Annotated in this window: 10 protein-coding genes and 1 pseudogene; 4 read left to right on the forward strand and 7 right to left on the reverse strand. The window is 33.4% G+C overall.

Going from position 1 to position 13,645, the window contains the following annotated elements:
- The first annotated feature begins 38 nt into the window (after positions 1-38).
- The 4 genes from H0Z29_07720 to H0Z29_07735 all read left to right on the forward strand — a co-directional run bounded on the left by H0Z29_07720 (position 39) and on the right by H0Z29_07735 (position 4,673).
- A complete protein-coding gene (locus tag H0Z29_07720) occupies positions 39-1,142 on the forward strand; it encodes an inositol-3-phosphate synthase (protein ID MBO8131389.1) in 1,104 nt (367 codons plus the stop codon).
- The gene (locus H0Z29_07725; protein ID MBO8131390.1) at positions 1,139-2,515 is read left to right on the forward strand and encodes an NTP transferase domain-containing protein; all 1,377 of its coding nucleotides are present in this window, start codon (positions 1,139-1,141) and stop codon (positions 2,513-2,515) included. The genes H0Z29_07720 and H0Z29_07725 overlap by 4 nt, the downstream gene beginning before the upstream one ends.
- Positions 2,516-3,092: 577 nt before the next feature.
- On the forward strand, positions 3,093-4,016 hold the full coding sequence (gene trxB, locus H0Z29_07730) for a thioredoxin-disulfide reductase (GenBank protein ID MBO8131391.1): 924 nt from the start codon (positions 3,093-3,095) through the stop codon (positions 4,014-4,016).
- A gap of 72 nt (positions 4,017-4,088) precedes the next feature.
- The gene (locus H0Z29_07735) at positions 4,089-4,673 is read left to right on the forward strand and encodes a hypothetical protein (GenBank protein MBO8131392.1); all 585 of its coding nucleotides are present in this window, start codon (positions 4,089-4,091) and stop codon (positions 4,671-4,673) included.
- A 69-nt stretch (positions 4,674-4,742) separates the two neighbouring features.
- On the opposite strand, the gene H0Z29_07740 is transcribed toward H0Z29_07735, so the two are convergent.
- From H0Z29_07740 to H0Z29_07770, 7 genes and pseudogenes are all read right to left on the reverse strand, one after another.
- The gene (locus tag H0Z29_07740; protein ID MBO8131393.1) at positions 4,743-7,439 is read right to left on the reverse strand and encodes a PAS domain S-box protein; all 2,697 of its coding nucleotides are present in this window, start codon (positions 7,437-7,439) and stop codon (positions 4,743-4,745) included.
- Positions 7,434-7,835 (reverse strand): annotated as a pseudogene (locus H0Z29_07745) (hypothetical protein). Before H0Z29_07745 ends, H0Z29_07740 begins: the two are co-directional and overlap by 6 nt.
- Positions 7,832-8,914 carry a hypothetical protein gene (locus H0Z29_07750; GenBank protein ID MBO8131394.1) on the reverse strand — a complete coding sequence of 361 codons (1,083 nt, stop codon included), beginning with the start codon at positions 8,912-8,914 and terminating at the stop codon, positions 7,832-7,834. The pseudogene H0Z29_07745 and the gene H0Z29_07750 overlap by 4 nt, the downstream one beginning before the upstream one ends.
- A gap of 117 nt (positions 8,915-9,031) precedes the next feature.
- A complete protein-coding gene (locus H0Z29_07755; GenBank protein MBO8131395.1) occupies positions 9,032-10,126 on the reverse strand; it encodes a glycoside hydrolase family 88 protein in 1,095 nt (364 codons plus the stop codon).
- Between the two features lie 28 nt (positions 10,127-10,154).
- Positions 10,155-11,576 carry a 23S rRNA (uracil(1939)-C(5))-methyltransferase RlmD gene (gene rlmD, locus H0Z29_07760; protein ID MBO8131396.1) on the reverse strand — a complete coding sequence of 474 codons (1,422 nt, stop codon included), beginning with the start codon at positions 11,574-11,576 and terminating at the stop codon, positions 10,155-10,157.
- Positions 11,569-13,158 (reverse strand): GAF domain-containing protein, encoded by a 1,590-nt coding sequence (locus H0Z29_07765; protein ID MBO8131397.1) that lies wholly within the window; start codon positions 13,156-13,158, stop codon positions 11,569-11,571. Before H0Z29_07765 ends, rlmD begins: the two co-directional genes overlap by 8 nt.
- Positions 13,159-13,282: 124 nt before the next feature.
- Entirely contained in the window at positions 13,283-13,516 is a 234-nt protein-coding gene (locus H0Z29_07770; protein MBO8131398.1) for a hypothetical protein, read from the reverse strand.
- Positions 13,517-13,645 lie beyond the last annotated feature (129 nt).

Consider the following 13,645-nt stretch of genomic DNA (forward strand, 5'->3'; position numbering starts at 1 on the left):
TTTCATGTAAATCTGAAAGGAAGGAAAGGAGGTGTAATATGGCAAAGATCAAAATTGCCGTTGTAGGGGTAGGTAATTGTGCCAGTGCTTTAATCCAAGGCATTCATTATTATAAAAATAAGCCCGAAGATGAGGTAATTGGATTGATGCACTATGATCTTGCCGGTTATAAACCGGGGGATATTGAAGTTGTTGCTGCTTTTGATATTGATAAGAGGAAAGTTGGGAAGGATATTGCAGATGCTATATTTGCATTGCCTAATTGTACAAAGACAATTTATGAGGATATTCCTAAAACTTCAGTAAAAGTTAGGATGGGAAAAGTTCTTGATGGATTTGCTCCGCATATGAAGAATTATGATCCAAAGTATACCTTTGTATTAGCGGAGTCAAAAGAGCCAACAAAAGAGGAAATAGTTCAGGTTTTAAAAGACTCTGGAGCTGATATACTGGTTAATTATTTACCTGTAGGTTCTGAAGAAGCGACCAAATTTTACGCTGATTGTGCTCTTGAGGCGGGAGTTGCATTTATTAATAACATTCCTGTTTTTATAGCGAGCAATCCTGAATGGGCAAAAAAATTTGAATCGGCAAACATCCCTTTAATTGGAGATGATATTAAATCTCAATTAGGGGCGACAATTGTACACCGAATATTGACTGACTTATTTAAGAAAAGAGGTGTTAAGCTTGATAAAACCTATCAACTTAATACTGGAGGAAACACCGATTTTCTAAATATGCTAGATCGCACAAGGCTTTCATCGAAAAAGAAATCAAAAACTGAAGCTGTTCAATCTCAAACTAAGAATAGACTTCCCGATGAAGATGTTCACATTGGACCAAGTGAATGGATACCTTGGCTTAAGGATAATAAAATTTGCTTTATAAGAATGGAAGGAAGGTTATTTGGCGATGTCCCAATGAATCTTGAATTAAGGCTGTCGGTTGAAGATTCCCCAAATTCGGCTGGAGTGGCTATCGATTCGATTAGATGTGCAAAACTTGCCCTTGATAGAGGAATTGGTGGGATATTATACTCACCCAGTGCTTACTTTATGAAAAGTCCTCCTGTTCAATACCCTGATAGTGAAGCATACCAGATGGTAGAGGACTTTATATCCGGTAAAAGGGAAAGATGATGAAATGTATAATTCTTGCAGCCGGAAAAGGTAGTCGAATGAACATGAGGGGTGTGCCGAAACCCCTCATTCCCTTTTTAGGGATGCCATTGATAGAAAGGGTAATATTAACATTTAAAAATTTTGGAATAGGGGAATTTATCGTTGTATTGGGCTATAAAGCTGATGTGGTTAGGGAATTTTTATCTGGCCTTATAGAGAAATATAATATTAAGATAGAGTTTACCTATAATAATGAATGGGATAGAGAAAATGGTTTATCACTACTGGCTGGAAAAGATTTTGTAAATGAACCCTTCATATTGACTATGACTGATCATCTGTTCGATGAAAAGATTATTGACAGGTTTTTAAGATATGTAAAAGACAAAAAGTCAGAAGGAATTTTACTCGCTGTTGATAAGAAAAAGGAAAATATTGATCACATAGATTTAAAAGATGTAACCAAGGTATATACGGTTGATAGTAAAATAATTCGAATTGGAAAAGATTTAGATCAATATAATGCCTTTGATACCGGGCTTTTTTATTGTACACCAGAGGTGTTTGATGCTGCTGAGAAAGCTATAAAAAAAGGCAAAACTACACTTTCGGATGTTGTTCTTGAGATGGCAGCAAGAGATAAAGCATTTGTTTTTGATATTTTAGAAGAAATATGGTTTGATATTGATACAGAGCCAATGTTTAAAAGGGCTGAAAAATATTTTTTAAAAAAATATAATAAATCTGATAGAAAGGTAAACCTTGATGGTCCAGTATCTCGTTTGATAAATAGAAAGATATCTTTACTGATAAGTAAATATCTATCATATAAAAATGTAACACCAATGCAGATTTCCATATTTAGTTTTTTATTAAGTATTGTAAGTGGGATTATTTTTATGATAAAAGGATATATTCCTTTATTGATTGCAGGTATTATTGCACAGTTATCTTCAATTATAGATGGATGTGATGGCGAGATTGCTCGTATAAAGAATATGGTATCAGATACAGGTGGATGGATTGATTCTGTCCTAGATAGGTATGCAGATTCCTTTATATTAATTGGACTAACTGTTCATTCCTCATTTTATGTCAGACATATTGTCGCATTACTAACAGGGTTTTTTGCTGTAATAGGAGGCTTTATAAACAGTTATACCGCTGATAAATACGATGGGTATTTAAAGAAGAAGTTAAAAAAGCATAAAAAACTTACACTTCGTCTAGGGCGTGATGTGAGAATATTTATTATTTTCCTTGGTTCTCTATTTAATATTCCTTTTATTACGCTACTTCTGTTAGCACTTATTACAAATTTCGAGAATGTAAGGAGATTAGTCTCTATTTACAGAATTGAAGATAATAAAGTACTTTCAACAAAATCTTGAAAAGACTTTCTTCAATATTCCATTACCAGAACATAGGATACATTAAAAAATGCTCAGGTGGTAATTGAAAACTATCTGGGTGCAAATATAAACCTACAATTTTCAATATTAGCACATAAATTGAAAGGACATTCTATAAATAAAAATAGATGACATTAATTTTTGAAGTTATATGAATTTAAAATTGATAATACCAAAAATAATGCGAATATTTTTAAAGGAATTTTTTCGGACTGCGTTTTACAAAAGAAAATACGAAAGCTATTTGTAAACTGATTGAGTGACTTGAATTTGGTAGTAATGAGATTTCGGAGTTTTTGAAAATAGCTGACACAATTTCATTTTTTAATAATAATTTGATTTACTACCACAATAGGAATCCTTATAAAGGGGAGTAGATATAATAAAATTAGTACTAAATGATTGTTTTTACGTAGGAGAAAAATATTTATTAAATTTCATCCATGAAAATTAGGTTCTTTATGAATTATTTTGGAATATTTTAAAAGAATATAATATTGTAACCTGTTATTTCGATGAATATCTAAATGTGTTATTGAAAATGGAGGGAAGTCCAATGTCTGATACACATGATGTATTGATAATAGGTGGTGGTCCTGCTGGTTTGACTGCAGGTATTTACACATCTAGAGATAGATTAAATAGTCTTTTACTTGAAAAAGCTATGTGTGGTGGACTGCCTGCAGCCACAGAAAAAATAGAGAACTATCCAGGTTTTCCTGAGGGTATTGCAGGATCGGAGCTTGTAAATAAAATGAAACGGCAAGCCGAAAATTTTGGCCTTAAAATAAATGAATTTGATGAGGTCAAGTTAATAGGAAAAGAGGACGGTATTTTTACTATTCAAACAGACAGAAATATTTATAAATCCAAAGCAGTTATTATCGCTTCTGGTAGTGTACCGAAAAAATTGAATATTCCCGGCGAAAAGGAATTTTTTGGCAGGGGTGTATCCTATTGTGCTACATGTGATGGTCCTTTTTACAAAGATAAAGATGTGGCAATCATTGGTTGTGGAAATTCAGGTCTTCAGGAAGGAGAGGGGCTTCTGAAGTTTGTAAAAAGTCTAACATTTGTGGAGTTCTTACCCTATATGAAGGCAGAGAAAATTCTCCAGGAAAGAATAAAAAAACATGACAATGTAAAATTTTATTTAAATCATGAAATAACTTCTATAAATGGAAAGGACTTTGTTGAATCTATAACTATAAAAAATAGAGATACAAGAGAAATAAAGGAAATTAGTGTAGACGGTGTGTTTGTATATATTGGTTTTTTGCCGGGGACAGATTTTATTAATGGTTTGGTTGATGTTGATCAATGGGGTTATATAAAGACTGATGAAGAGATGAAAACAAGTGTTGAAGGAATATGGGCTGTGGGTGACGTCAAGTCGAAAAAGTTCAGACAGATAGCAAATGCAGTAGGTGAGGCCGTAGTTGCTGCAATGTCAGTATCTGAATATCTCAGGAGTAAATAAATAATTTTTAACCATTCATTTGCCATTTGTCATTTAATTACATATAATTAATTGTTAAAAGTGAGGATAGTTGTGAAGTTTTGTAATGTTAAAAGTATTTTAATTGTCCTTCTATTAATTATTTTTTCAGTAACCATTGTAGAGTCAGGAGAACTGTTTACTTCTAATGTAAAAGCTAAAAGAGAGCAGAAGGTGAGTTACTTTTCGCGGTATTTCGGCGTTGCTGCCGGTAGTCTTATTGGAATTGCTTTTACTTACTTTGCAGCTACAGATGTCCCTGGTTTCCATGGTCCAAAATGGAAAAACCTATTAACAGTAACACCTGCACTCATTTCAGGACCTATTATGGGGAAATATGTAGTTAGTAAGTTAACAGATAGGCTATTAAAAGCTAAGCCGAAGCCTGTAAAAGGATTGCTACTCGGCAGTTTATATGGTGCTATCGCAGGCACCGTGATATTCACTTCTTGTTTTGCACCAATGTTGATAACAGGTAACTACCTTGGTACAATTAAATTTAATAATATGCCAAAAGACTATATTGTCATTCGATTATTGGGAGCATCCATTGCTGGGGGTATTGCTTACGGGGGTACCTTCGGAGCCCTGATTGGTGCGGGATGTGGCATAGGGATATCTTTCTATATAGGTTATTAAAGATTAATATAGATATTTCCCCTCGCTATTAATGGTGAGTTAATATATTATTTATGTATTTAGATGGGGTTATTTTTTATCCAAAATTTCTCTAATCTTAAAAGCCATATCTTTTAAAGAATACGGTTTATTTATAAAGTTTACGTCTTTATCAATAATACCAGTATTTACAATGTAGTCATCTGTATATCCTGACGTAAATAATAGTTTAATGTTTGGGTAATTTTTTACAACGAGATCAGCTAATTCCTTACCGCTCATTCCTGGCATTATGATGTCTGTTATAAGCAGGTCAAACTTCCCATTGTTTAGTTCAAGTATACTAACTGCTTCATAACCATTAGCAGCTGTATAGACTTTATATCCGAGAGTTTGTAATGTTTGTATCATCATGTCTTTTATATCTTGTTCATCTTCTACAAAAAGAATCGTTTCATTACCTTTTGGAAGTTCTTGATCTATAAATTGAGATCCTTTATCCTTTGTTGATTTTGCATCTTCTTTAATAATTGGCCAGTAGACTTTGAATGTGGAGCCTTTCCCCGGTTCGGAGTAAACTGTAACCGTTCCATCATTTTGTTTTACTATTCCATAAACCGTAGATAGACCAAGACCTGTACCTTTACCAACGCCTTTTGTAGTAAAGAAAGGATCAAAAATCCTCTTTTTAATCTCTTTCGTCATACCAATACCTGTGTCACTCACAGAAATATATACATAGTCTCCTTCTTTAACTTCAGGGTCAATGGCTTTATATTTTGCATCTATGGATGATGTCCCTGTTTCAATAATGATTCTTTTATCGGTTGCATTTTCTTTTTCAAAGATGGCATCCCGTGCATTAACTACAAGATTAAGGATTACTTGTTCAATCTGACGAGGGTCAGCGTTAATGTCTGGTAAATTTTGGTCGAGTAAAAATGTTAACTCTATGTTCTCACTAATCAGTCTCCTAAGCATATTCTCCATATTATGTATTACATTATTCAGGTTTATCTTTTCAGGTCTAAAAAGTTGTTTTCTACTAAATGCTAATAGCTGGTTGACAAGGTCCTTTGCTTTGTCTGCTGATTCTTTTATAGTTATAAGAAATTTATGTGAAGAGGGATCATTTTTAATTAACTCCTGCCCGAGCAAAATTTCAGTGTATCCTATTATAACAGTTAGAATATTATTAAAATCATGGGCAATCCCGCCGGCAAGCTGCCCAATAGCTTCAAGCTTCTGGGATTGTTTTAATTGCTCCGCAAGAACCTTTTTCTCTTCTTCTGCTTTTTTTTCTTCAGTAATATCTGCTATGAACACATGAGTTTCCACCCCACCATCAGGCCCTTTTAATGGAACTGCTGACACTTCCGCGAAATATTCACTACCGTCATCTCTTAGAAGTTTCTCCTCAATTGGCTCAGCAAACTTTAGTTTTTCATATCCATTTTGTATTCGTTTTTTTGCTATAATTTTTGATTCCTCAGAAACGAAATCCATTACATTTCTTCCCATTACCTGGTTAATGTTTTCTACGCCTGATAATTTTAGAAAAGTTTTATTAGCAAAGATAATTTTACCATCTTTATGTATAACTATTCCATATGGTGCATTTTCTACGACTTGTCTATACTTTTCCTCGCTTTCCCTAAGTTCTTGTTCTATTTTTTTTCTTTGTTTTATTTCCTGTTCGAGTTTTTCATTTATCTCGTTTAAAATTTTATTTCTTTTTTCAATATTTTTTAATCTAAGCTTTATTAACATAAGAATAATAAATGTGGATAGTATTCCTACGATAGTCCAGTGAATTGGAGTTTTCCAGAAGGGAGGAGAAATTTTTAACTTTACCTCGGTTCCTGTCTCATTCCATATACCATCATTATTTGATGCTTTAAATTGTAAAGTGTATTTACCCGGGGATAGGTTTGTAAAAGTTATTGTATTTCCATGCTCCAGATTAATCCATTTCTCACTCTTTCCTAAAAGTCGATAAGCATATTGATTCTTCTCAGGAATCCAGTGATTGAGACTTGCTATAGTAAGGCTAAATAGAAGATCTTTGTAGGTTAAATTTATTTCTTTAGTGTAAGTAATTGCTTTATTAATTGGGCTATCTTCACCTGGCAGAATTTCTTTATTGAACACCTTTAACCTGGTTATTACTACCGGTGGAACAAAAGTATTTAATTTTATATCATCGGGATTAAATATATTAAATCCATTATTTCCACCAAATAGCATTTCTCCTGTTGATAGTTTAAAGTAAGAACCTACTCTGAAAAAGTTATCCTGTAATCCATCATAAACATTGTAATTTGTAAAGGTAAATTTTCTATAATTAAATTTACATATTCCATTGTTTGTACTAATCCATAAATTCCCGCTATCATCTTCCAGAATTCCATTTATCACATCATTTGGTAAGCCATCTTTTGTTGTAATTCTTTTAAATGTTCCATTTTCACGGTCCATGAGATTTAATCCACCGGTCGTTCCAACCCACAACCTTCCCTCAGAATCTTCATATATGCAATTAACAAAATTATCACTTATTGTAGTTGGTATTGTATCGTTGTGTATATAATGTATGAATTTATTATTGTCCCTATCGAAGAGTTCCAGACCGTATCCAAAAGTTCCTATCCACAAATTCCCTCTTTTGTCCTCATAGACAGTATGAATATAATCAGTTGATATTGAGCCGGGATCATCTCCTCTGTATCTAAAGTGTAAAAATGTACTATCTTTTTCATTAAATAAATTTAACCCGCCACCATTCACGGCGAGCCATATATTCCCTTCACTGTCTTGAAATATATCTCTTATGTCGTTTCCGCTTATACTACCGGGATTTTTTTCATCATGTAAAAAATATATTAGTTTTCCGTTAGAGGGGTCCCATAGGTTTACGCCATAGAGATATGTACCTATCCATAATCTATTTTTGTTATCTACCAGTAGAGATAAGACTCCATCATATGATAGTTGTTTTTTCGCAATGTCATTCTCAAAGTCGTAAAAGATATTATTTTCTCTATCCCATAGATTAAGACCACGTCCATCGTGACCTATCCATATCTTACCATCTGGTGCTTCTTCAAAACATGAGATTCCGTTTCCGTTCAGATCGTTGTTCTGTCCGGTAGAGTAATAATGTTTGAATTTTTCTAACTCTATATTAAAAAATTAAAATAACTAACTGCTCCATCATAAGATGCTATCCATATGGTTCCAATATTATCTTCATAAATGTTGTGTATAGACCAACCACTTATTGAATATTTATCGTACTGCGAGGGTATATATCGGTAAAATTTCTGTTGCTTTCTATCGAATAGACATAGACTTTGATTTTCAGTCCCAACCCATAGGTTGCCGTGCGAATCTTCTAATATAGATATTACATAATCGCTCGGTATGCTGTTTGGTATTTCAGGATTATACCTATATTGAATAAAATTATCTTTTTCTCTATTATATAAATTTAACCCTCCGCCATGTGTGCATATCCATATATTTCCACTTCTATCTTTGTAGACTTTCCATATCTTATTACTACTCAGGCTATGAGGGTCATTTGGATCATTTAAGTAATGGATAAATTTTTTTGCTTTAGGCTCATACCTATATATGCCTTTGCCATAAGTTCCTATCCAGATATTGCCATCGTTATCCTCGGCCAGACTTCTGAATATTGTTGTTGAGATTGTGTCTGTTATTGGTATATTTTTGTAATATGTTTTGTCTTTAGTATCGTGATTATATTTTAATATTCCATCGAAATCGTAGGCAATCCACAGATTCCCCTCATGATCTTCTATAATGTCTCTTACGTATTTAAATTGTATTCCAGTTCTTTTCTTTCCAAATGGATCTATTACGATAAAGTTATCCATTTCCCTGTTATATAAATTCAAACCTCCTCCGAAAGTGCCAATCCACAGGTTACCTTTGCTATCTTCAAGCATTACCATTATATAGTTATGAGAAATTGATGTTGAATCCTCAGGATCATATCTATAGACCTTTATGTCTTTTCCGTCATACCTGTTGAGCCCATCCTGAGTACCAAACCACATAAATCCAATCTTATCTCTTATTATAGAGGTTACAAACTTATATGATAAGCCCTGTTTTGCATCTATATGCCTGAACTTAATCCGAGGAGGATATTCGTTTTGAGGGTATATAGTCATATGTATCGTTAGAATGAACAGATAGGCTAACCTTTTGATAATAATATTGTACTGTTTCATGACACTGCCTTCATCTCCAATCCACCCGATTTAATTTATGGTTTAATTATTTAATGATAAAGATAAAAATTATTTAACTACTTTTCTGTGCTATCTTATGTGAGCTGTAGCAAATTTTTAATCTTCCCTGTATTTCCATTCAATCATTTTAGATGTTAGCCATAACATTGGCGCCTGTCCATGAAAATCACCGCATACTCTTGGTCTTTTTAGATAAAATTCAAGGTCGTTTACCTGACCTGTGCCAACGCATACTTCTCTCAAATTACCATCTTTATTAAGATGATTGACTAAAGCAATCCACGCTTTTTTCACTGCTTTTAAATATTTTTTCTTTGGTAGTAAGCCTTTATCTATACCAACTGCCATTGCGTACGCAAACATCGCCGTACAAGATGATTCTGTCCATGAATAGGGATAATCGATTATCTGGCGCCACATGCCGTTTTCAGTCTGATACTGCAATAAAGCAGACATCATCTTTCTGTATCCCTTAAGAATTATATAATAATATTCATTTTCCTTAGGTAAACTACTCAGTACCTCGGCCATGGCTGATGCTACCCATCCATTTCCTCTACCCCAAAAATAATGACTTACGCCACCGTGGAAAAATAATCCGTTGGTTTGCTGAAGGCTATCTATATACACCGATAGAAATTTAGCTGCTCGCTCAGCGTAAATGTTTTTACCTGTTGCTCTATATGTCTGTATCTGAAGCATACCTACCATATACATATCATCGATCCAGAAACGAGCCTCATGAGTAAGCCCGTGCGTTTCTAATGTGTCCCACTGGTAATCTGCAAATGTTAGCCCCTGCTTTAAAAAATCCTCTTTACCCGTTACAAGGTAAATTTCCAGTGGGACAATACCAATAACACTTAAATCAACATGAGGTCTTCTACATACTAATATAGATGTGTCATATAGGAGGGGTTCATATCTGGCAATAATTTTTTCTATTAAATCCTTTCTTTGAGTTAATCTGGCATATCTCAATGCTCCTACTGCAGTACCTGCTTCTGAATAGTGAAGACCTCTATTGATATAAATCATATAGTCTCTTTGTAGCAGGTTCTCAACAATTTTTTCTCCTATCAAGACAGGATCATATTTTCCTTCTAGGAATTTTAAATTTTTGGCTAAGGTTATAAGGTTTATACAAATAACCAATAATAATATTGTAACAGGTAATCCAGATTTTTTCATGTTCTCCTCCATAATTTATTATTGTTGCTTATTTTTCAAGTTTTGCAACCGTTTCGACGTGTGGTGTATGAGGAAACATATCAACCGGTTGTATCTCAATAAGTTTATAATTTCCCTCATTAATAAGTAGACTTATATCCCTGGCTTGAGTTGATGGTTTACAAGAAACATATACTATTTTAGGAGGTGAAATTTTTATTATTTCCTTTATGAGTTTTGGTGACATACCTGATCTTGGAGGATCGGTGATCATTACATCCGGCGATGGTATTTCTTTTAATATTTGGCTAAAGAATTTAGAAGGTCTGCTAAGATCAACCTCGAAAAACTCTACATTGTTGATACCGTTATCTTTTGCATTAAGTTTCGCATATTTAATAGAGTCCTGTCTCACCTCAAAACCAAAAACTGATTTTGCTTTATCTGCTATATAGAGTGATATTGTTCCGATTCCAGAGAATAAATCCCAAACAATCTGATTGCCATTTAAATCAGCGTAATTCTTAATCACAGTATATAAATCCTCAACGGTTTCTGAGTTTGTCTGAAAAAATGACAGCGGTGAAATCTTATATTGAAGTCCTGCTATCTTTTCATGGATGTAATCTCTACCAAAAAGAGTATAATATTTTTCAGCATCTACTATTCCAGCTAAACCAGTATAGCAAGAAATAGTAAAACTCTCTAGGTTACTTAGTCCATTTTTAATTGTTTCTACAAATGGCCGAAATATATCAATCCACTTTTCATCTATGGAATTTATTACTAAATTTATCATCACCTCATCTGTCATATAGCCTTTTCTGATTACAAGATGCCTTAAAAGACCTTGATGGGTTTTCTGATTGTAGCATGGAATATTATTTTTTAGAGCAAATTCTCTAAAAGCTTTTAATATGAATTGAGCTTCCTCTGGAGCTATTAGACAATCGTCAATATCAATTGCCTTATAGTAATTGTTTGGCGCTCGTAAGCCAAGAGCAAAATTTAGAGGTTTTTCTTTATCAAAATCGGCAATCCATCTCTTATCTGAAAAAGCAAATTCCATTTTGTTTCTATATCTATATATTTTTTTTGAAGGTATTATATCATTTATCTTGATTCTTTTTATATTTCCGAGCTTGTTAAAAATATCTTCAATCTGCTTTTTTAAAAATTTTTTCTGATATTCGTATTTTATATTTTGATATTTACATCCTCCGCAGTGGTAAAAATACTTGCATTGTGGAGTCTCCTCAATTTCGCTCTGCTGAACTACTTTTAATAATTTTGCTTTACCATAGTCGCTTCTGGTTTTTTTTACTTCAGCAAGGATTTTCTGTCCTGGCACAGAGTTATCAACGAAGATTACATAACCATTGACTTTGGCTAAGCCCAGCCCACCGTATACCAGGTCCTCTATTTTAAGCTCTAATACCTGCCCCTTTTTCACCGGAATCATTTTATTCAAAGTCTGTTTTATCTATTTGCCAGTCGTATAAGTATTTCTTTGCATAATCAAGGTAAATTTTTTCTTTTTTAAAAAGTTCGAATAAATTAGGATCTATATGTCTATCCTTAGCCATAAATTCCATTATCCTCATCACTTCTGACAATTTTTTTGCAGGTTTGTATGGTCTATCTCGAGCAGTAAGTGCTTCAAAAATGTCGGATAGAGCAAGTATTCTTGCCTGAACTGAAAGTTGAGCTTCTTTTAAGCCATTTGGATATCCTGAGCCATCCAACTTTTCATGATGACTGCCAGCTATTTCTGGTACTCGCTTTAGCTTTTTTGGATATGGTAGTTGATTTAGCATTTTTATCGTTACAACCACATGATTATTTATAATTTGACGCTCCTCATCAGTTAGAGTGCCTCGACAAACCAGTAAATTTTTTACCTCATCATCATTTAATAGATTAACCTTTTTATTATCAATTTTTATTTTACGTTTTGCAATCTGTCTAATTTTGTTTTTTAAATCTTCATTTAGAATCTCTCCACCAGTATTACATCTTTCAATTATTTTTAATTCTTCATTAAGACTTTCTATATCAGGTTCTGTTGATATTTTTTTGGCATTTTCTTTCTTATATTCACTCATCAATTTTTTTAAATAAATATCCCTTTTTAAGACCTCATACCTCCAGCGTATTTCATTAATTCTATCATAAATGGTCTCAAGTTTTGTTGCTTTATCAACGACATATTCTGGAATAACAATTTTTCCAATATCATGCATCCATGCAGCAATTCTCAATTCTTTCAACTCATCGTCCGAGAATTTTAACCTGTCAAATGGTGGATAATCAACCTGATTGATTTTATTGGCAATCATCATAGTAAGATCAGCGACTCTCTCGATATGACCAGCAGTATATGGTGATTTCTCGTCAATAGCAGTAGCAATAACCTGTATAAATGATTCAAATAAATTCTCAAGGTCTCGGATTAGTCTTGTATTATTAATTGAAACAGCAGCTTGTGATGCCAGTGATGAGATTAATTCTTCATCATCTTTGGTAAAAGCTCTTACCTGCCCTGTTTCTATATCAATGGCATTTATTAGCTGAAGAACTCCTATAATTTCGTCTTCGTGATCTTTCATCGGGACAACGAGCATTGATTTCGACCTGTAGCCTGTGTTTTTATCAAATGCTCTTGTTCCAGAAAAATCAAATCCATCAACATAATAGACATCTGGAATGTTTACAATTTCACCTGTTAAAGATACATAGCAGGATACCATGGCAAAGTTGGGTTTACCGTTTATATATAAATTTAGTGGTTTCCAGTTTATTGGGTTTCCTGACACTCCTCCCATTTTTATTTTCAGACTATCATTTTGCACGATTTCAAAATTCAGGTGTTTTTTATCATCACTAACCAGATAAAGAGTACCACCATCGGCGCTTGTAAATTTCCTTGCCTGTTCAAGTATCATCTGAAGAAGCTTGGGGAGATTATGTTCGGATGATAAAGCTACTCCAATTTTTGTCAAGGTTTTTACAAGACTCTGTAATCTTTCTAAATTATCTTTTGTCTTATCCATTCGGCTATATAATAAACTTAACTACTATAAAAGATAGTTAATATTATCCTAGGTTACAAAAAGAAAAAGACTCCGCCGAATAGCGGAGTCAAAGATTTCCCAAAATAGATAATACAGGTTAATTTTAGCCTGCTTTTCTTCCTCTGGCCATTTTGGCTCTTGCGATGTCACCATCCTTATCAATAAAATAGAGGTACCCATCTTCTCTTTTTACATTGGCTGTGTAGACTACTTCCGCTCCACCCCCCTTATCTTTTCCACGTGCCATTTTTGATCTTGCGACGTTTCCGTTTTTGTCAACATAGTACAAATAACCTTTTTCTTTTTTAATCCCACATCTTACAACTTTTTCTGCCATAATTTTTTACCTCCTTTTATTTCCTTAACGCTTCCTCTTCATTTTATATAATCTTAAATTACAAAATTGTAAATGTCAAGAAAATCTTTCGTCGATTTATATAAAAAATTAAGGAAAACACTATAATTT

It is taken from the genome of Candidatus Neomarinimicrobiota bacterium, from assembly GCA_017656425.1.
Lineage (GTDB): Bacteria > Fidelibacterota > UBA2242 > UBA2242 > B5-G15 > JACDNV01.